The sequence below is a fragment of the Loktanella sp. Alg231-35 genome (genome assembly GCF_900143545.1).
Lineage (GTDB): Bacteria > Pseudomonadota > Alphaproteobacteria > Rhodobacterales > Rhodobacteraceae > Yoonia.
In genome coordinates this window covers 313,925-334,333 of the sequence record NZ_FREV01000001.1, presented here as the reverse complement: position 1 = coordinate 334,333, position 20,409 = coordinate 313,925, and the positions used below count along the sequence as shown (strand labels likewise).

Genomic DNA, 20,409 nt, shown 5'->3' with positions numbered 1-20,409 from the left:
TTGCCAAAGTTATTTGCCTACACAGACGGTGCCTGTTCGGGCAACCCGGGCCCTGGCGGCTGGGGTGTGTTGTTGGTGGCGCGCGACGGCGACACCGTGGTCAAAACGCGTGAGTTGTCAGGTGGCGAGGCCGAAACGACCAACAACCGAATGGAATTGATGGCCGCCATTACTGCGTTAGAGACATTGGATCGCGCGACAAATCTGACGCTGGTGACGGACAGTTCTTATGTCAAAGACGGTATCACCAAATGGATACACAGCTGGAGAAAAACCGCTTGGAAAAAAGGTAAGGTCAAGAATATTGACCTTTGGCAGCGCCTTGATGCCGCCACAGCCCGCCATGACATCACATGGGAGTGGGTCAAAGGGCACGCCGGACACCCAGAAAACGAAAAGGCGGATGAGTTGGCGCGCGCCGGGATGGCGCCATTCAAGCCTAGCGTCAGGACCCATTAGATCCTCGTGGCAAGCCATCACAATACAGCCCCCTAGTCATAGATGCTCTTTTGGGAAAAATGTGACGGGCAATGCTGCTCGGCAAAAATTTAGAGAGTTAAGCGCGCATTCCCAGCGACGCTACACCCATCACGTCCAGCACCTTGGCTTCGATATGCTCGGCATTCATACCCGCAACATCATACATCGCCTTTGGGCTGGCCTGATTGATGAAGACATCAGGCAGCACCATCGAGCGGAATTTCAGCCCGTGATCGAACACGCCTTCGTCCGCCAAAAGCTGGGCTACATGCGAACCAAAGCCACCCACGGCCCCTTCTTCCACCGTGATCAGTGCCTCATGGGTCGCAGCCAGTTTCAATACCAGCGCGCGGTCCAGCGGTTTGGCAAAACGGGCGTCGGCAACAGTGGGGGTGATTCCTTTGGCCTCTAACGCCTCGCAGGCCTTTGTGACCTCTTGCAGGCGTGTGCCAAATGACAAGATGGCCACCTGTTTGCCTTCACGGATCATACGGCCTTTGCCGATCTCCAGAACCTCTGGGTTCTCCGGTATTTCAACACCCACGCCTTCACCACGTGGAAAGCGGAACGCGATAGGCCCGTCGTCATGGGCGGCAGCGGTGGCAACCATACGGACCAGTTCCGCCTCATCCGCGGCGGCCATCACCACAAAGCTGGGCAGATTGGCCAGATAGGCCACATCAAACGATCCCGCATGGGTCGCCCCATCGGCACCCACCAGCCCGGCACGATCAATAGCAAAGCGCACCGGCAGGTTCTGGATCGCCACATCATGCACAACCTGATCATAACCACGCTGCAGGAATGTCGAATAAAGCGCGCAGAAAGGACGCATGCCCCCGGCAGCCAGACCAGCACTGAAAGTCACCGCATGCTGTTCGGCGATGCCGACGTCAAAACAACGGCTGGTATAGCGTTCCATGAATTTTGACAGACCAGTGCCATCAGGCATCGCAGCTGTCACCGCACAGATACGCGGATCATCAGCGGCATGTTTCAACAGGCTTTCTGCAAATACGGACGTGTAAGAGGGCGCATTGCTTGGCGTTTTCTTCTGCTCTCCGGTGACCACGTCAAACTTGGCCGTCGCATGACCTTTGTCGCTGGCACCTTCGGCGGGGGCGTAGCCTTTGCCCTTTTTGGTGATCATGTGGATCAGGATCGGACCATCGGCGCGCTCTTTTACAGTGCGCAGCACGGACAAAAGCTGCTCCATATCGTGGCCATCAATGGGGCCAAGGTATGAAAACCCCAGCTCCTCAAACAAGGTCCCGCCCACGGTCATATGCTTGAGCATATCCTTGGCGCGCTTCGCCCCCTCTTGGAAGGGTTCAGGCAACAGGGACACTGCCCCTTTGGCCGCAGCTTTGAATTCCTGAAATGGTTCACCCGCATAAAGACGGGATAGATAGGATGACATCGCACCGGTCGGCGGCGCAATCGACATCTCATTGTCATTGAGGATGACAATCAATCGCTTGCCCAAATGGCCCGCGTTATTCATCGCCTCATAAGCCATGCCTGCTGACATCGCGCCATCACCGATCACAGCAATAGCGTCACCCCCTTCACCGCCCAGATCACGCGCCACGGCGAATCCAAGAGCGGCAGAGATCGAGGTGCTGGAATGGGCCGCGCCAAACGGATCATATGGGCTTTCAGAGCGTTTGGTGAAACCGCTGAGGCCCCCTTCGGTACGCAACGTGCGGATACGGTCCCGGCGACCAGTCAGGATTTTGTGCGGATAGCATTGGTGGGACACATCCCAGATGATCTTGTCCTTGGGGGCATCAAAAACCGCATGCAGGGCCACGGTCATTTCAATAACACCCAGACCAGCACCAAGATGACCACCGGTTACAGAAACCGCCGCAATCGTCTCCGCGCGCAGATCATCGGCCAATTGACGCAACTCTGCATCGGTCAGACCCTTCATATCGTCAGGGGTCTTCACACGATCAAGGATCGGGGTGTGCGGCTGGTTCGGCATGGTTCTTGACCTTAGTGGTTGCGCGCAATCACAAAACGCGCGGCTTCTTTCAACGTCTCAGCGTCGTCACCATAAGGAGATAGCGCATCGCAGGCCTGTTCCACCAGTTCATTTGCGCGGCTTTTTGCCCCATCTGGGCCCAGAAGGGATACGAATGTGGCCTTACCAGCAGCTGCATCCTTGCCCACAGCCTTGCCCACGATGGTCGGGTCACCGAAATGATCCAGCAGATCGTCTGCAATCTGGAAAGCAAGCCCCAGCGCTTCACCATAAAGCGACAACGGCTCTCGCTCGGCCTCGGCCATGCGTGGGCCAACAAGGGCCGCCCATGAAATCAGCGCGCCGGTCTTGCTGGCTTGCAAAGCGGTGATGTCCTCCAGATCAAGCGGTAGTTGTGCGGTCTCTGCCGCGATATCAGCGGACTGCCCGCCCACCATGCCGCGCACACCAGCGGCGTGTGACAAGGACATCAACAGGTTCAGCTTAGCACGCGGGGCGCATTCGGCCTGCACCAACAGTTCAAACGCAAGGGCCTGCAACCCATCACCCGCAAGGACAGCAGTGGCTTCGTCCCACTGCTTGTGAACGGTGGGCTGACCACGGCGCAATTCATCATCATCCATGCAAGGTAGGTCATCATGAACTAACGAATAGGCGTGGATACATTCAATCGCCGCCGCCGCACCGACAGCCGACACCGGATTGATGCCATGCAGACGCGCTGTTTCCAGCGCTAGAAAGGCTCGCAGCGCTTTGCCACCTGTGACAGCATAAAGCATCGCATCGGGCAGATCGCCCGACAGACCACTTAGCGCAAAGCCGATACGGGCCTGAGAAACTTTGGCGGCATGGGCCATTGCGTCGTTCAAGGATTGACGTTCTAGCGCCGAGATGCGGATTTTTGCTGGGTTATCAGTCATCAAGCTGCGCCGTCCCTTGCGGTGTTCCGCCTTCGCCAAGTGTGATCTTGGCGACCTTTTCTTCGGCTTCTTTCAGCTTGGTTTCGCACCGGGCCTTGAGTGCGGCACCACGCTCATAAAGTGCAATACTGTCGTCGAGTGCGACGTCTCCGCGCTCCAACTGACCAACAACTGTCTCCAGCTCCTTGATCGCCTCTTCAAAACTCAGGTCTTTCACATCACTCATCGACCACGTCCTTCCAGAACTTTGACATGGGCAGCAGCACAAGCACCCAATGCGTCTAAGTCATAGCCACCTTCAAGCGTCGATACCACCCGACCCGCACAATGGCGGTCGGCCAGATCACACAGACGCGCAGTGACCCATTCAAAATCTTCCGTTGTCAGGTTCATACCTGCCAATGGATCATTCATATGTGCATCAAATCCGGCGGAAATAAGCAGAAGTTGCGGTGCAAAGGCGTCAACCCTCGGTAGAACGCGATTCTCCATGACCTGACGGAAAGGTTTTGAACCGGTACCACCGGGCAACGGCACATTCAGGACGTTATCAACACCAACCTCATGGGCGGCACCGGTGCCGGGGTATAGCGGGGATTGGTGGGTTGAACAAAACAGAATGCGCGGATCGTCCTCAACCAGATCCTGCGTGCCATTGCCGTGATGGACATCAAAATCAACGATAGCGACGCGGTCTAACCCATGATGCTCCAACGCATGCTTGGCTCCAATGACCACATTCCCGAAAAAACAAAACCCCATGGCTGTCTCGCGCTCGGCATGGTGGCCGGGCGGGCGCATCGCGGCAAAGGCATTGCTTGCCTCACCACCCATAACCATATCGACGGCGCGCACGACACCACCGGCGGCACGATAGGCCGCTTGCAAACTGCCCACAGACATATGGGTGTCAGCATCCAGTGATCGCCAACCTTCTTCTGGTGCGGCGGCACGAATGGCATCGACATGGGCCTTTGGATGGGCGCGCAGCAGATCATCTTCGGCGGCGAGCGGCGCATTGACCCGCATCAAGTCCATGCCCTCCAACGCACCTAGCACGGCATCCAGCCGCGCCACCTGTTCAGGATGGCCCGGCGGGGTGACATGGTCATAACAATCTTTGTGGGTGATCAATGCAGTTGTCATGCCCCTAAAAGACGAAATTCGGGTGAAAAGCACAACCGTCTTTGTGGAAGCCGATGAACGCCGCTTCCGGCTTGTCGATATCCAACCCCCTGTTAGTCTACCAATATGTCTCGTATTCTACTGCATTCCATAATTGCGTTGCTGTTGACCATGCTCACACAGATCGGCGGCCTGGCTTGGCTTGTAGCGCAGTTATTCCACCAGCGACTGCTTCCATTCCTACTCATCTACAGCGCCATGACAGTGGCAAGCATCTGGATTGCACCCAGCTTTGGCAGAACCGCACTCAGTTGCTCCGCCAGTGGCCCACTCCAGGTACAAAGCTGGATGTATTGTGCCCTGAACCGGAACTACGTCACGCCCCAACTTGCAGATGTTTTGAAACAGACGGCCATCACAATGGACGAACGCTATCCAGGCACGACAACGCTCGTGCTGGACTCCAATTTCCCATTCTTCGATAACTTCCCGTTGCTGCCACACCTGTCGCATGACGATGGCGAAAAGGCGGATCTTGCATTCTACTATAGGGATGAAGCGGGCTACCTGGCCGGCGCTACACGCTCACCCATCGGTTATTTCGCGTTTGAGCAAGGGCCTAGCGACTGCCCTGCAATTTGGCCAACACTCAGATGGGATCTTGCAGCGCTGCAACCGATGTGGCTGAACTATGCCCTAGACCAGCAACGCAACCGTGCTGTTTTGCAAACCCTTACCAATGATCCACGGGTAGGTCGCATTTTCGTGGAGCCCCATTTGGCACAAAGCCTCAATATCGCACACCCCAAAGTCCGCTTCCAAGGGTGCAGGGCCGCCCGTCACGATGATCACATCCACCTGCAACTCAGATGAAGGTCAAACCTATGACCTTCTTTTGTTCAAAAATATCTCCGCCGGAGGCAAACCAATAAAATGGAATCCGTGCGCAGCACGGCCCTTCTGATCACTCAGGCGCAAGCATGTAACCCGCGCCCCGAACAGTCTGCAGATAGCGCGGCTGCTTGGGATCAACCTCAATCTTGCGACGCAACCGGGTAATTTGCACATCCACCGCACGTTCCTGGGTTTGCCCGCCAGAGCGGCTGAGCTCTTCAACCAACCGGGTGCGGGTGACCGCCTCTCCGGGGCAGCCCGAGAAAATGCGCATCAACTGGCTTTCGGTCGCAGTCAATCGGACCAGTTTGTCACCTTGCCACATCTCTCCACGCTCAATGTCATAGCGGACCGGACCAAGGTTCAGCACCTTGGGCATAACAACGGCGGGTTCGGCAGCGGGGACACGACGCAGGATAGCGTTGATGCGCAGCAGCAGTTCCTTCGGCTCAAAGGGCTTGGCCAGATAATCATCCGCCCCCGCCTCAAGCCCGGTAATCCGGTCGCCGGTGTCGCCCTTGGCGGTCAACAACAGAATCGGGGTTGTGATGGTCTGGCGCAAATCACGGCAAAGCGAAATCCCGTCTTCACCCGGCATCATCACATCCAGCACGATCAGGTCAAATTCAAGCCCGGACAGGATACGCCGGGCATGGGCAGCATCCCGCGCCCCGCTGACCAAAAACCCAGAGCGCATCAGAAACTTCTGCAACAACCCGCGAATACGCTCGTCATCATCAACAATCAGCAGGTGTGCGTCGTCTGTACTCATTCTGGTCTGTCCTTCATCGCCTCATAATGGTGGCGGCTGTCTTCATCCATCATCGCCTCAAGTACTTGCCGAAACCCGACAACAGCCTCTGGGCCAGCGGCGCGATAGGCGGCGCGCATCCGGTCGCGTTGGGCATCTGATAGGGCACGTTCCAATGCCGACCCATCGGTTGTCAAATGCAAATGACGCTCGCGCTTGTCGCGCTGCCCCACTGTGCTGGACACCAAACCGTCTTCGATCAATGTGCGCAACACACGATTGAGCGATTGTTTTGTCACGCCAAGAATGGACAATAGGTTGTTGACAGTAGTGCCTGGATTGCGGTGGATAAAGTGGATCGCCCGGTGATGGGCACGGCCATAAGATTGTTCGGCGAGGATACGGTCAGGGTCAGCCGTAAAGCCGCGATAGGCGAAAAACATCGCCTCGATCCCTTTGCGCAGCTGTTCATCGGTCAGGAACAGCAGGCTCTGCCCCATCTGCGGTGGCAACCCGTCACTCATTTGCAGCCTCCCTTGGCTTTCCCCGACAATACGTCAGCTTTGTTGACATTCCAAGAATCAACTGCTAGCGAAACACAGAAATTGCGTAATATTATGTCCGAAACGGACCTACATACGTAACAATTGCAAAATCACGGAGACTGCAATGGCTGGCGCATATGACGATAGAGACGGTAAAATCTGGATGGGCGGCCAGTTGGTCGATTGGCGCGACGCCAAAGTCCACATTCTGACCCACGCCATGCACTATGCCTCTTCCGTGTTTGAGGGTGAGCGGTGCTATGCTGGCAAGATCTTCAAATCCCGCGAACACTCTGAACGGCTGATCAAGTCGGGCAAGCTGATCGACTTTGACCTGCCCTACACTGTCGACGAAATTGAGGCCGCCAAGCAAGCCGCGCTTGATGCCAATGGCCTGACCGACGCCTATGTGCGCGCTGTTGCCTGGCGCGGGGCTGGCGAAGACATGGGTGTCGCCTCTGCGCGCAACCCCGTCCATATGGCCGTCGCCGTTTGGGAATGGGGCAACTACTATGGTGATGCCAAGATGAAGGGTGCCAAGCTCGATATCGCGAAATGGAAGCGGCCCAGCCCTGAAACGGCCCCATCACAGGCCAAGGCGGCAGGTCTTTACATGATCGCCACCATGTCCAAGCACGCCGCCGAGGCCAAAGGATGTTCCGACGCGATGATGTTCGACTATCGCGGCTATGTGGCCGAGGCGACAGGCGCCAACATCTTTTTTGTCAAGGATGGCGAGGTGCATACTCCGGCTGCAGACGCATTCCTGAATGGGATCACACGCCAGACGGTAATCGGCATGCTGCGCGACAAAGGGATCAGGGTGAACGAACGGGTCATCATGCCTGACGAACTCGAAGGGTTCGAACAATGCTGGCTAACCGGGACAGCGGCAGAGGTGACCCCCGTGGGCCAGATCGGCGACTACAACTTCGAAGTCGGGGCGATTACCCGCGAAATTTCTGCGGATTACGAAAAGCTCGTGCGGGCCTAGAGCGCAAAACAGGATATGTTGAGGGGGGATGCATCCGCATCCTCGCCTTGCAATACATCTTTAAGCTGATATCTTCCGGCAAAGTAGCATCCAATACGCGAGACAATCATAGATGATGTGGTGCATTGCGTCACCAAAGCGTACAGCGCCGCAAAAATGACACCTTTTCGCTCCAACTTTGTCTAATTGTTGCGATGTCTTGTTCCTTGTAACAAGTTTGGTGTTTTTTATGCACGCTCCCCACAGAAATCAGTTCACCTTAACCCACTGTAAGCCAGCGTTGTCCGAGGCTGATCAGCAGTTGCGACGCTTGCTCAAGTCCTCTCCTCAAGAGCTCTGGCTGGATACGATCCGCCGCACCAACGGGCCGGAACATAACGGGCTGGTTCATTGGATGCTGGCACAGATCGAATGCGATTTCTCGGTTGCGTTTCACGCCTTTTATCGCAGCGATCCGGCCAGTTTCCTAGAAGAGCCGACACAGCTTCCACCACGTCCGGGTGTGAACGATATCTTCGCACAGGTCCTTTTGAATTGGGAAACAGGCTCTTACCGCACGCAGCGGTTCAGGGTCGAAGCCATCGACGCGCCTTTGGTGGCCATAGCCAAGGTTGATCGTCTGGTGCGCGAATATCCCGCTGGCACGATGCCATTTCAGATCCCACGCCGTTTTGTGGATCCCAAAGGCGGTGTGAACCTGCGCCTGCCATCCTATCTGTCACCGGATCACGCAGCACATCTCTGGCCGCTTTATGCGGAGATGGGTCTGCGCGTGCGTAACGAACCACCTGGCCTTAAGCGGACAGCGGCACAGGTCAAATCCCTGCTGCGTATCGTCGCCCGCAGCGCTTAACTGCCGATATTGCCCGTCGCCTTGCGTTGCTGCGCCCGTTGCAGGCCCAGCATCCGTTCGCGCCATATGATCAGAACACCCGCAAAGATCACGATGCCTGCGCCGATTAGCATGGTTCCTGTGGGCACCTCTTCAAAGATGAAGTATCCGATCGCCAGCGCCAAAATCATCGAGGTGTAATCAAACGGGGCCACCAATGACGCGTCGGCATAGCGATAGCTGGAGGTCAGCAATATCTGCCCGACCCCACCTAACAAGCCTGCCATGATCAGCATCAATGCCACCTGCCAACCCGGCACGACCCACCCCCAAGGTAGTGTGAACAGTGCAAGGAAAGACGAGGTGATAGTGAACCAAAACACAATCGCCGCCGTGCTTTCCGTGGCAACCAACTTACGTACGAAGACCTGCGCCAAGGCGGCCATGACCGCCCCCATCAGCACAACAATCGCGCCCAATGTTTCGGATACATTCAGCGATGCCCCCACAGACAAGCGCGGCGACAGCACGATCAAAACCCCGATCATGCCCAAGCCAACAGCCGAAAGACGAAATGCGCGGACATTTTCGCTCAGAAACATCGCCGCAAAAATCACAACTAGCAACGGCGCGGCATAACCAATCGCCGTGACCTCGGGCAGCGGCAATAGGCCCAGACCGGTAAAGCCCAACCCCATGGCTGACGTGCCTACCAGCCCGCGCCAGAAATGGCCCATCGGATTGCTGGTCTTCCAGCCATCGCGCAACTCATGACGGATCGCCAACCAGCCCAGAATAATCGGAAACGCAAAGAACGAGCGAAAGAAAACCGCCTGCCCCGGCGGCACGTCAGCAGAGGCCGCCTTAACGAGGCTGGCCATCCCCATGAACATGCAAACCGACATAATCTTGAAAACGATGCCCCGAAGTGGCTGCATAACGGTCCCCTTTGAGGGCTACATTAGGACGCAGGCACACCACATTGAAGCCATTTTCGCTTGCTTAATGGTCCCGTTAGGTTATCCGCAATCAACACCACTTAAGAAGTGACATATGACAAAGCACGAGCAGACCACCCAGAACATGACCCCGCGTGACTGGGTTTTGATCCTCGCCAAATACCGCAACCCAAGCAGCCTACGCAGCAGCTTCGAACTGGCGATCAGCCTGATCCCCTTCGTGGTGCTCTGGGTGTTGGCCTGTTGGGTCGCGCAATATAGCTATATTGCGGCCTTTGTGATTTCGGCGGCCAATGGTCTTTTCCTACTGCGGCTCTTTTGTATCCAGCATGATTGTGGGCATGGATCGTTCTTCAACAACCGCAACGTCAGTGATTGGATTGGGCGCGCCCTCGGCGTCGTGACCCTGACGCCTTACGATGTCTGGCGGCGCAGCCATTCCATCCACCACAGCCACGCAGGCGACCTTGATCAGCGCGGCATCGGCGATGTGATGACGCTCACAGTCGAAGAATACCACCAGCGCACCGCCTTTGGGCGCCTGCTGTACCGGGCGTACCGGCACCCGCTGGTGATGTTTGGTCTAGGGCCGACCTATCTGTTCTTCCTGCAAAACCGTCTGCCACTTGGCCTGATGGATCAGGGCAAGAAATACTGGATCAGCGCGATGGGCACGAATGCAGCCATCCTCACGATCCTTGGTACCATTGTTTACTTTGGCGGCTTTCAGGCACTGTTTCTGGTGTTCCTGCCCACGACGCTGATCGCGGCCTCCATCGGCGTCTGGCTGTTTTACGTCCAGCACCAGTTTGAAACGACGCATTGGGATCAGGCCGAAGACTGGCAATTGCACGAAGCAGCGCTGCACGGCAGCTCTCATTACGATCTGCCGCCGATCCTGCGCTGGTTCACCGCCAACATTGGTATCCACCACGTGCATCATCTTTACAGCCGCATCCCATTCTATCGGCTGACCGAGGTGTTACGCGACCACAATGAACTGGTTGAGGTGAGCCGCATGACCATCGCGCAAAGCCTCAAATGCGCGAGCCTTGATCTTTGGGACGAAAAATCGCGCCGCCTTGTGTCTTTCGCAGCAGCACGCAGGCTGGCGCGCGCATAAGTCCTTATCCTAGCGCGGTGTCACCCGCAGCACGTCACCGGCATCACGCAGCACCAAAACCGATCCGTCGTCTAGCACTTCAACGTCGCGGATGCGCCCGGCATCCGTGAGCAGGCGTTCTTCACCTACAACGCGTCCGCCTTCTAGCTTGAGCCGGACCAGCGCGCCGGGGTTCAGCGATCCGATCAGTAGATCACCCTGCCAGTCACGGTAAGGACCATCATAAAACATCATCCCACCGGGTGCGATGACGGGGTCCCAATAATAAACCGGCTCTTCGTATTCCGCGCTGCTGGATTTACCCCCGCCAACATCCGCGCCGCTATAGTCAATGCCATAACTAACCACCGGCCAGCCATAATTCAGGCCCGCCTCTGGTCGGTTCAATTCATCCCCACCACGCGGCCCGTGTTCGATGGTCCACAGTGCGCCATCCGGCCCGATCGCGGCACCTTGCATGTTGCGATGACCCAAGGACCAGATCTGAGTGTTGCCACTGCTGCCGACAAAGGGATTGTCGCGCGGCACGGACCCATCCGCATTTAGCCGGATCACCTTGCCATGGGTCGTAGTGACATCCTGCACCAAAGTGCCGCGATCACCTGCACCACGATCACCGGTAGTAATCCAGACCGTGCCATCCGCCATCGGAATGATGCGGCTACCAAAATGACGCCCATTGCGAATAGGCCAATCCTGCACAAAGATATCCATGGCATTGCGCAAACTGCCGTCACGCTCCAGCGTTGCACGTGCGGCGGCAGTCACAAAACCGGGGCGTACAGCTTTGGCATAGGTCCAGAAAATCGTGCGATCATTGGCGAAATCCGGCGAGACTGCGACATCCAACAACCCGCCCTGACCCTCTGCAGCAACCTCTGGCAGACCGGTCAACGGGGCGCTGATACTGCCATCTTTGTTGATCAGGCGCAGCGTCCCGCTGCGTTCCGTGACCAGAAATTGACCAGAACCCAGTGGCGCAATGCCCCATGGGCTATCCAGACCCTGCGCAAAAATCGTGACCTCAACACGGGTCTCGGGTAGTGCAGGCGCGCGGGTCTGGTTCTCAAACGCGGGTTGAAAATCAGCGTTGGCGGGGCCTTGGGCCACTTGTGCCATAGCGCTCGCAGGTAACATCATCAAAGCAAGAACTCGGATCATGGTCAGTCCTCCTTAAGCTGCAAGATAGCCCAGCGCGCGGCATCGGCCACCGCCGGATCGGGATCATCAACCAAAGGTGAAACGGCGGGGAGCAGGGCGGGATCATGCGAATTGCCAATCGCATAAGCAACATTGCGAACAAACCGATCACGGCCAATCCGCTTGACCGGAGAACCCGAGAATAACACGCGAAACGCCGCATCATCCAATACAGCCAGTTCGGCCAAAGGGGGGGCAATCAAATCATCCCGCGCCGAGAGTTTGGTATCGCGGCCCTCATGGGCGAACTTGTTCCATGGACAAATCGCCAGACAATCATCGCAGCCATAGATGCGATTGCCCATCAGGGGGCGCAGTTCGGCGTCCACCGGCCCTTTATGCTCAATCGTCAGATATGAAATGCAACGTCGGGCGTCCAACTGATAGGGCGCAGGAAATGCGGCTGTCGGGCAGATATCCAAACACGCGGTACACGACCCGCAGTGACTAACCTCCGCCCTATCAGGTTCAAACTCCACTGTTGTAAAAATCGCCCCAAGAAAAAACCAATTCCCCAGATCACGGCTTAGCAAATTCGTATGCTTGCCCTGCCATCCCAAACCGGCAGCCTGCGCCAAAGGTTTCTCCATCACGGGGGCCGTATCGACAAAAACCTTGATCTCGGCCCCCGGAGCCTGTTCGATCAACCACCGGCCCACGCGCTTCAACCGCTTTTTGACCACGTCGTGATAATCACGGTTCTGGGCATAAACGCTGATCGCAGCGCGGTCCGGCGTCTCTAAGACCGCCAAAGGATCATGCTCCGGCGTATAGGGTTCTGCCAACATGATCACTGACCTTGCTTCAGGCCATAGCGCTGCAGGATCGGCACGCCAGTGCATCCGCTCTGCCATCCATGCCATCTGACCGTGTAAGCCTGCATCGACGAAGGTTTGCAAACGCTCTGGCAACTCCGGCAGAGCATCCGGGCGGCAGACACCCAAAGACGCGAAACCCGCCTCATGTGCAAACGTTGTCAGTCGCTCTTTGAGGCTTCTTTTGTTCATAAATACCTCAGGGGAGGCGCATAGCGACGGGGGCAGAGCCCCTTAAAAATCCAGATCAGCATAATGCGCAGCGGGCGTAAAACCGGGCACCTCATCAGCCAAGATTGACCGGAACGCAGGGCGGGATTTGATCTTGGCATACCAATCCTTAAGCACCTCATGTCGGTTCCAATCCACGTCACTGGTATAATCCAGACAGGATAACTGCGCAGCAGCGGCAAAATCAGCCATCGTCATATCATTGCCTGCCAGCCAGCGGCGCTCGTCCAGCAGGCGCGCCATGTAATCAAGATGATACTTGATCGCCCTGGCACCGGCTTTGACATTGGTGCTGTCTGGATACCCAGTGCCCATGACCTTGCGATAGACCCGCTCGCCGGTCAATTTGGTCGTGACCTCATGATAGAACTTGTCGTCAAACCACCCGACCAGACGGCGCGCTTCATAGCGGCCTTCGGCACCTGATGGAAGCAATGGCGGCGTCGGATGTGTTTCATCCAGATACTCGCAAATCGCGGCACTGTCCGACATTGTCCGGCTGCCCATCTTGAGAACCGGAACCTTGCCGGCGGGGTTACGGCGCAGAAAATCCGGATCCTGCTCCCAGTAGCGTTCCTCAACCAGACCGACCTCTATCTTCTTTTCGGCCAGGCACAGGCGGACTTTGCGACAAAACGGGGATAACGGATAATGGTACAGGGTGTTCATCGGACGCTCTTTTCTGGGGTTGCCCATCAATGCCGCATGCGGCCGGGCGGATCAATGGGGCGTCAGCCTTCAAAGCAATCCGCGCGCCCATCTGCCGCGATTGTCGCGGCTCCGCTGCGGATTTGCGCCGCACGATTGCGGGTAAAGGTGCTGGGATTACTGGCAGAGCGGTTCTTGGGCGACGGCAGGATCGCTGCTAGACGGGCGGCCTGCGTCGCGGAAAGATCACTGGCATCGACGCCAAAATAGTGCCGCGCTGCGGCCTGCACGCCAAAGACGCCTTCGTCAAACTCGGCCACATTCAAATAAATCTCAACGATCCGACGCTTGGACCAAACAGCCTCTGTCAGGGGTGTCCAGAGCGCCTCTATCGCCTTGCGCGCCCAACTACGCCCGTGCCAGAGAAACACATTCTTGACGACCTGCTGCGAGATCGTAGAGGCCCCACCGCGCCCACGTTCCACAGCCGCCTGAATGGCATTCACATCAAGGCCCCAATGCAGGCAGAAATTGGCATCTTCAGCAGCCACAACAGAGCGGGCCATCACCGGAGCGACATCCTCTAGTGCTGTCCAATCCTGTTTGATGCTGACCAAACGATGGGCCTCTGCACGCATGTAGGGCGTCGTTGGCGGGTTGATGAAAGAATAGAGCAGCGTCCATAGCAGGGCAAAGCTGCATACGGACACGATACCCCAGAAGACCATCCGCCGCACAAACCGCCGTGCCCGTGCAATGGGGCCCAGTTTTTGGTTTTTCTTCGCAGGTTTCTTCTTGGGTGCCGGCCTTTTCGCCGTGCGCTGTTTGGGTTTTGTCGCCTCTGCCATCACATGACTTAAGCCATGGGCAGGGCGCGAGGGTCAAGAAGATGCGCCGCCCTTGCACCATTTTCAGTGCAAGGGCGTGTCATTTATTCCGCAGGGATGGCGGTTTCTTCAACGCTCAGCGGATGCAGTAAATGCACCAGCATCTCTTTCGGACAAACCTGCATGAAATGGCCTCTTTCCATTTCCCAATGCTGCAAGATGTCAGCGGCCTTGCGGCTGCCCGTCTCTGCTGCGTGCCGTTCGATCAGGCCTTTCAACTGGTCACGCCAATGGTCCACCGTCACCGGATTTGTCACCAATGTTTCCATGTTGATTAGGTCAGCAGCGTTGCCGTTGGGGTCATAAAGATAGGCCATGCCGCCGGTCATTCCGGCCCCAAAGTTGGCCCCGATTGATCCAAGGATCACCGCCACACCACCGGTCATGTATTCGCAACCGTTGGTACCGCAGCCCTCGATCACCACGCTGGCACCAGAGTTACGCACGGCAAATCGCTCGCCCGCGCGACCGGCGGCAAAGAGATACCCATCAGTCGCACCATAAAGCACCGTGTTGCCGATAATCGTGTTCTCGGACGCCACCAACGGGCTGACCATCGGCGGACGAACGACAATCGTGCCGCCCGATAGGCCCTTCCCGACATAGTCGTTCGCATCACCCGACACTTCTAGCTTCAATCCCGGAGCGGCAAACGCCCCCAGAGACTGCCCAGCAGAGCCGCGCAGTTTCACCGTCAGGTGGTCAGGCTGCAACGCATTCCGCATCCCGAATTGCTGCACAATGTGGCTCGACGTGCGCGTACCGATGGTCCGCAGCGTGTTCTGCACCGCATAATCCAGTTGCATCTTCTCACCATCGTTTAGGAAGCGCGCGGCATCCTTCACGATCTGCGCATCCAGCGTGTCATCCACCACATTGCGCGGCTTGTTGCGGTCATAGGTGATCTTATGCGCGCCATCGACGGTGATCAGCAGCGGGTTGAGGTCCAGATCATCCAGATGGGCAGAGCCACGCGACACTTGGGTCAGCAGATCGGCGCGACCGATCACATCGTCCAAGCTACGCGCACCAATCGACGCGAGGATTTCACGCACCTCGGTTGCATAGAAAGTGATCAGGTTCACAACTTTGTCGGCATTGCCAGTGAACTTATCACGCAGTGCTTCGTCCTGCGTACACACACCGACGGGGCAGGTGTTCGACTGGCACTGCCGCACCATGATACAGCCCATCGCAATCAAAGCGGCGGTACCGATGCCGTATTCCTCGGCCCCCATCATCGCAGCCATGACAATGTCACGCCCGGTGCGCAGGCCACCATCGGTGCGCAGCGTGATGCGTTCACGCAGGTTGTTCATCGCGAGCACCTGATGCGCCTCGGTCAGACCCATTTCCCATGGCAGACCTGCGTATTTAATAGACGTGCCTGGCGACGCACCTGTACCGCCGTTATGACCTGAAATCAGGATCACATCGGCCTTGGCTTTGGCCACACCTGCGGCAATCGTGCCGACACCGGACGAAGACACCAGCTTGACCGTCACTTTGCAGCGCGGGTTGATCTGCTTAAGGTCATAGATCAGCTGCGCCAAATCCTCGATCGAGTAGATATCGTGGTGTGGCGGTGGCGAAATCAGGGTCACACCTTTGGTCGAGTGGCGCAGCCGCGCGATCAGGTCGGTGACCTTCATCCCCGGCAATTGCCCACCCTCTCCGGGCTTGGCACCTTGGGCGACTTTGATCTCAAGCTCTTCACAAGCGTTCAGATATTCAGCGGTGACGCCGAACCGGCCAGAGGCAACCTGCTTGATCTTCGCAGACGGGTTGTCGCCGTTAGGCTCTGGATTGAAGTGTGCGGGATCTTCACCACCCTCGCCACTGTCGGACTTTGCGCCAATGCGGTTCATCGCGACGTTTAGCGTCTTGTGGGCCTCAGGGCTGAGCGCCCCAAGCGACATGCCGGGTGTCACGAAACGTTTGCGAATAGCCGTAATGCTTTCGACTTCTTCAATCGGCACAGGCGTACCCAGCGGCTTGATCGCCAGCAGGTCACGCAGATGGATCGGCGGGTTCGATTGCATCGACTTGGAGTACTGCTGCCACAGCGAATAGCTCGCGTTGTTGCAAGCGGCCTGCAACATATGCATGGTCTGCGCTTCCCAGGCGTGTTTTTCGCCCGACCGGCGGGCCTTGTAGAAACCCCCGATGGGCAACACATCTGTGCCACCGTTCCAACCCTTGGCATGCACTTCCTCTAGCTTGGTCTGGATACCGCTGGTGCCAATACCGGAGATACGCGAATGCATGCCGGGGAAGTATTCGGCAACCATCGCACGGGACAGACCAACAGCCTCAAAGTTCAAGCCACCGCGATAGGATGACAGGACCGAAATCCCCATCTTGGACATGATCTTGAGAAGACCCGCATCAACAGCCGCGCGGTAGCGGCGCATCGCATCGGTCAAGGACCCATCGATCAGACCGCGGCGCACACGATCCGCAATGGAATCCTGCGCCAGATAAGCGTTCACTGTGGTTGCACCACAACCGATCAGCACAGCAAAATAGTGCGGATCAATACACTCGGCAGAGCGGACATTGATCGAACAGAAGGTGCGCAGGCCTTTCTTGGTCAGCCCTGAATGCACAGCCGATGTGGCAAGGATCATAGGCATCGCAATGCGCGTGCCACCCTGTTGCTGATCCGTCAGCACGATATGACCCGCGCCAGAGCGAACAGCGTCCTCTGCCTCTTCGCGGATACGGGCCAGACCGGCCATCAACGCACCTGCGCCGGGCGCAAAGGTACAATCAATCTCGGCCACGCTTTCGCCAAACTGCCGGACCATCTGATCAAACGCGGCATTGCCCACAAAGGGACTGTCGAGCATCAGGATCTCAGTCTGCGAGCTATCTTCATCCAGCACGTTCTTGAGGTTGCCGAACCGTGTCTTGAGCGACATCACCCGGCTTTCGCGCAGGCTGTCAATCGGCGGGTTCGTCACCTGAGAAAAGTTCTGCCGGAAGAAATGCGACAGTGGGCGATAGGTCTTGGATAGCACCGCCGAGGGCGTATCGTCGCCCATCGACGCAATCATTTCCTTGCCGTCTTCGGCCATTGGGGCCAACACCTGTTCTAGCTCTTCGATGCTATACCCAGCCGCAACCTGCCGCTTGCGCAGCTCATCACCTTCATAGATCGCGGTCTCAGCGGCGTCACGCATTAGGCTGCTCAGATCAGTGACCCTTTCAACCCATTCGCTAAAGGGCTGTGCGGCGGCGAGTTCGTTTTTCAGCTCTTCATCGTGGAATAGCCGGCCTTCTTGCATGTCAACGGCAATCATCTGGCCGGGACCAAGGGCGCCCTTTTCAACGACGGTGGCTTCATCCACAGGCACCATGCCCACTTCGGACCCGGCCACCAAAAGACCGTCACCCGTTACGACATAGCGCAGAGGACGCAGACCGTTGCGGTCCAAACCGCCACAAACCCAGCGCCCATCGGTCATCGCCAAGGCGGCGGGGCCATCCCAAGGCTCCATCACGGCATTGCAATAACCGTACATATCCTGCCACGCAGGGGGCATTTCAACGGCCTGTTGCGACCACGCTTCTGGCACCATCATTGTTTTGGCCATGGGGGCATTGCGACCAGCGCGAACCAGAACCTCAAACACGGAATCTAGCGCGGAGCTATCCGACGCACCCGACGGGATAATCGGTTTGATATCCTCGGCCTTTTCACCAAAGGCATTCGACGCCATGCGAATTTCATGGCTTCGCATCCAGTTCACATTACCCTTCAACGTGTTGATTTCACCGTTATGGGCCAACATGCGGAAGGGCTGGGCCAGCGACCACTGCGGGAAGGTGTTGGTGGAATAGCGCTGATGATAGATCGCAAAGGCGCTTTCAAACCGGACGTCCATCAGGTCGGGGTAAAATTCCGCGACCTGCTCGGCCAGCATCATGCCTTTGTAGATGATCGAACGGCAGGACATCGAACAGATATAGACGCTAGGGATGCCCGCAGCGGTCGCAGCCTTTTCGATCCGGCGGCGAATGATGTAAAGCTCACGCTCGAACTTTTCTTCATCCATGTCCTTTTCACAGCGGATCAGGATTTGCTCGATCTCGGGGCGGGTTGCGTTGGCTTTGTCGCCCAGCACCTCGGTGTTCACAGGGACGTGGCGCCAGCCATAGATGTAGTGACCCATGCGCAGCACTTCGGTTTCCACAATCGTGCGGCAATGCTCTTGCGCGCCAAAATCCGTGCGGGGAAGAAAGACCTGACCAACCGCGATCATCTCATCATCTTTGGGCACGTGGCCGGTGCGGCGGATTTGATCCTGAAAGAAGGGCACCGGGATCTGGACGTGAATACCCGCGCCATCGCCGGTCTTGCCATCGGCATCAACGGCGCCGCGGTGCCAGACCGCCTTGAGCGCATCAATGCCTTTTTCAACCACACCACGCGAGGCGCTGCCGTCAATCGAAACCACAAGGCCCACGCCACAAGAGGCATGTTCATCATCGTCCTTGTAAAGGCCGTTTTCGGCCATCCACTGACGCTTGGCTTCTTCGGCGGCGACCCAAGATTGATCATAGGTTGTCATGGCGTATTCCTTTCGTGGGCGGGGCCATCCGCGTTGCAGATGGGCTTGCATTCAATTCTTAAGATATAGAGACACCGCAACCGTGTTTGGGGTGGCTGCTCAGGAAACCCGGCTCACCGGGGTAAATAAACTCGACCGGGCGATTGGTGCGGTCATAGCTGCCGTCTGCGGTCGTCACCGTGCCGCTGCCTGACAGGAAGATACGCCAGTTTCGGCTGATGAACTCATTGCCCTCGGCCTCCCAAACGACGTTGCCAGCCTCATCATAGGCGGCGATGTCGTATGTCGTCTCGTCCAGTGTGACGCCATCAATGGTGATCTGACGACCGGTCAACGTGTCCTGACCTACGAAACGTGTCGCTCCGATCTCATCCGACAAGGTCCGAAAGTCAAAATCATCGACCCCGGTCTCGATCAACTCAGAAAGTGAGGCGCGTTCGGCGGGATCGGCTTCCAGCGCTTCGCTATGGCCGCTAATCGCGTGATAACTCTCGATCCACTGTGTTTCGCGGTCGATCATGCCCAGATAGGTCATGCCCTGTTCGTCCAGTGACACGCGGTGTTGGTTGTCGGCGGGATCAGTCGCACAGGTAAAGTAGTGACTGACTTCACAGCTTTCAGTCTGGACCGTCAGATAGGCATCGCACCCCGCTGGCAGGCTGAACTGCGCAGGGCCGTCCTGAGCAACGGCCGGTGCTGCAAGACACAAGAAAAGGGCGGCAAACCTCATGGCTGATAGCTCGCGTCGATTTCGTTGCATTCATACTTCGGCTGGTCGCTGAAAAAACCCGGCTCGTCTGGATAGATGAACTCTACCGGGGACATATCAATGATCTGATCTGGCGTTTCGTCCTGCCAAGCCTCACCAAAGAAAAACAAACGGTGTTTTTCGCTGACAAACTGACGGCCACTGCCGACGTCCAACTCGACACCATCCTGATCAACGGTCCGGCCCGCATATTCGGTGTTCAGCAGTTCTTCACCGTCGATAACGGTGGTCTCTCCGGTGAGGGTATCAAAGCCGACATTACGTTCAGTGCCGCCTTCGGTCTCAATCGTAAAGTCCCAGGTGTCGACCTGGTTCTCGAAAAGTTCAGTTAAGGATGCTGGGTCGTCGGCAGGGGTAATCAACTGTTCGTTGCCGGTGACTTTGTAGTTTTCGAGCCATTGGAATTCGGAATCAACGCGCTGCACGCTGAACACACCCTGCTGGCTGATCAAGGCAATCCACTGATCGCCAGGGTTGTCGGCCTCGCATGTCCAGACGTTGATCAAAACACAGGATTTGTGCTGCACTGTCAGCTTGGCCTCACAGCCTTCGGGTGCGGCAAAACTTTGCTGGGCCACCACAGGGGTTGCCAATGTCAGGGCTGTCAGGAGGGCTGCGAGCTTCATCATTTATCTACCTTCCGGGTCAGTGAGTGTGACCTAATCTAGT

19 protein-coding genes are annotated in these 20,409 nt (G+C 57.0%); 5 read left to right on the top strand and 14 right to left on the bottom strand.

Features of this window, described 5'->3' with window-relative positions; genetic code table 11:
* Complete coding sequence (rnhA, locus tag DHN10_RS01560; RefSeq protein WP_108813495.1) at positions 1-459, top strand: ribonuclease HI; 459 nt, start codon at positions 1-3, stop codon at positions 457-459.
* Positions 460-556: 97 nt separating this feature from the next.
* Here the strand turns inward: rnhA and dxs are convergent, their stop codons facing one another.
* The 4 genes from dxs to DHN10_RS01540 are packed head-to-tail and all read right to left on the bottom strand — an operon-like array spanning position 557 to position 4,536.
* Complete coding sequence (dxs, locus tag DHN10_RS01555) at positions 557-2,470, bottom strand: 1-deoxy-D-xylulose-5-phosphate synthase (protein WP_108813494.1); 1,914 nt, start codon at positions 2,468-2,470, stop codon at positions 557-559.
* An 11-nt stretch (positions 2,471-2,481) separates the two neighbouring features.
* The gene (locus DHN10_RS01550; RefSeq protein ID WP_108813493.1) at positions 2,482-3,390 is read right to left on the bottom strand and encodes a polyprenyl synthetase family protein; all 909 of its coding nucleotides are present in this window, start codon (positions 3,388-3,390) and stop codon (positions 2,482-2,484) included.
* Positions 3,383-3,616 (bottom strand): exodeoxyribonuclease VII small subunit, encoded by a 234-nt coding sequence (locus DHN10_RS01545; RefSeq protein ID WP_108813492.1) that lies wholly within the window; start codon positions 3,614-3,616, stop codon positions 3,383-3,385. The genes DHN10_RS01550 and DHN10_RS01545 overlap by 8 nt, the downstream gene beginning before the upstream one ends.
* Entirely contained in the window at positions 3,613-4,536 is a 924-nt protein-coding gene (locus DHN10_RS01540; RefSeq protein ID WP_108813491.1) for a histone deacetylase family protein, read from the bottom strand. Before DHN10_RS01540 ends, DHN10_RS01545 begins: the two co-directional genes overlap by 4 nt.
* A 138-nt stretch (positions 4,537-4,674) precedes the next feature.
* Between DHN10_RS01540 and DHN10_RS01535 the strand changes: the two genes are divergently transcribed.
* Positions 4,675-5,388: a penicillin-insensitive murein endopeptidase gene (locus tag DHN10_RS01535; RefSeq protein WP_234416949.1), complete on the top strand. Its 714-nt coding sequence runs from the start codon at positions 4,675-4,677 to the stop codon at positions 5,386-5,388.
* A gap of 91 nt (positions 5,389-5,479) precedes the next feature.
* Here the strand turns inward: DHN10_RS01535 and DHN10_RS01530 are convergent, their stop codons facing one another.
* The gene (locus DHN10_RS01530) at positions 5,480-6,181 is read right to left on the bottom strand and encodes a response regulator (protein WP_108813489.1); all 702 of its coding nucleotides are present in this window, start codon (positions 6,179-6,181) and stop codon (positions 5,480-5,482) included.
* Entirely contained in the window at positions 6,178-6,684 is a 507-nt protein-coding gene (locus DHN10_RS01525) for a MarR family winged helix-turn-helix transcriptional regulator (protein WP_108813488.1), read from the bottom strand. Before DHN10_RS01525 ends, DHN10_RS01530 begins: the two co-directional genes overlap by 4 nt.
* Before the next feature lie 145 nt (positions 6,685-6,829).
* Between DHN10_RS01525 and DHN10_RS01520 the strand changes: the two genes are divergently transcribed.
* Together DHN10_RS01520 and DHN10_RS01515 are read left to right on the top strand one after the other, a co-directional pair.
* The gene (locus DHN10_RS01520) at positions 6,830-7,699 is read left to right on the top strand and encodes a branched-chain amino acid aminotransferase (RefSeq protein ID WP_108813487.1); all 870 of its coding nucleotides are present in this window, start codon (positions 6,830-6,832) and stop codon (positions 7,697-7,699) included.
* Positions 7,700-8,000: 301 nt separating this feature from the next.
* Positions 8,001-8,552: a hypothetical protein gene (locus DHN10_RS01515; protein WP_159086889.1), complete on the top strand. Its 552-nt coding sequence runs from the start codon at positions 8,001-8,003 to the stop codon at positions 8,550-8,552.
* On the opposite strand, the gene DHN10_RS01510 is transcribed toward DHN10_RS01515, so the two are convergent.
* Positions 8,549-9,469: a DMT family transporter gene (locus tag DHN10_RS01510; protein ID WP_108813485.1), complete on the bottom strand. Its 921-nt coding sequence runs from the start codon at positions 9,467-9,469 to the stop codon at positions 8,549-8,551. The genes DHN10_RS01515 and DHN10_RS01510 overlap by 4 nt on opposite strands.
* A gap of 115 nt (positions 9,470-9,584) precedes the next feature.
* On the opposite strand from DHN10_RS01510, the gene DHN10_RS01505 reads away from it, so the two are divergent.
* Positions 9,585-10,613 carry a fatty acid desaturase gene (locus DHN10_RS01505; RefSeq protein WP_234416948.1) on the top strand — a complete coding sequence of 343 codons (1,029 nt, stop codon included), beginning with the start codon at positions 9,585-9,587 and terminating at the stop codon, positions 10,611-10,613.
* A 9-nt stretch (positions 10,614-10,622) separates the two neighbouring features.
* Here the strand turns inward: DHN10_RS01505 and DHN10_RS01500 are convergent, their stop codons facing one another.
* From DHN10_RS01500 to DHN10_RS01470, 7 genes are all read right to left on the bottom strand, one after another.
* Positions 10,623-11,774 carry a PQQ-dependent sugar dehydrogenase gene (locus DHN10_RS01500; RefSeq protein ID WP_108813484.1) on the bottom strand — a complete coding sequence of 384 codons (1,152 nt, stop codon included), beginning with the start codon at positions 11,772-11,774 and terminating at the stop codon, positions 10,623-10,625.
* A gap of 2 nt (positions 11,775-11,776) precedes the next feature.
* Positions 11,777-12,820, bottom strand: a complete 1,044-nt coding sequence (gene queG, locus DHN10_RS01495; RefSeq protein ID WP_108813483.1) for a tRNA epoxyqueuosine(34) reductase QueG — start codon at positions 12,818-12,820, stop codon at positions 11,777-11,779.
* Between the two features lie 42 nt (positions 12,821-12,862).
* Complete coding sequence (gene fzlA / locus DHN10_RS01490) at positions 12,863-13,528, bottom strand: FtsZ-binding protein FzlA (RefSeq protein WP_108813482.1); 666 nt, start codon at positions 13,526-13,528, stop codon at positions 12,863-12,865.
* A gap of 62 nt (positions 13,529-13,590) precedes the next feature.
* Positions 13,591-14,355 (bottom strand): monofunctional biosynthetic peptidoglycan transglycosylase, encoded by a 765-nt coding sequence (gene mtgA / locus DHN10_RS01485; RefSeq protein WP_108813481.1) that lies wholly within the window; start codon positions 14,353-14,355, stop codon positions 13,591-13,593.
* 83 nt (positions 14,356-14,438) lie between these two features.
* Positions 14,439-18,971, bottom strand: a complete 4,533-nt coding sequence (gltB, locus tag DHN10_RS01480) for a glutamate synthase large subunit (protein WP_108813480.1) — start codon at positions 18,969-18,971, stop codon at positions 14,439-14,441.
* A gap of 58 nt (positions 18,972-19,029) precedes the next feature.
* Entirely contained in the window at positions 19,030-19,701 is a 672-nt protein-coding gene (locus DHN10_RS01475; RefSeq protein ID WP_108813479.1) for a hypothetical protein, read from the bottom strand.
* Positions 19,698-20,366 carry a hypothetical protein gene (locus tag DHN10_RS01470; RefSeq protein WP_234416946.1) on the bottom strand — a complete coding sequence of 223 codons (669 nt, stop codon included), beginning with the start codon at positions 20,364-20,366 and terminating at the stop codon, positions 19,698-19,700. The genes DHN10_RS01475 and DHN10_RS01470 overlap by 4 nt, the downstream gene beginning before the upstream one ends.
* Between the last annotated feature and the right edge of the window lie 43 nt (positions 20,367-20,409).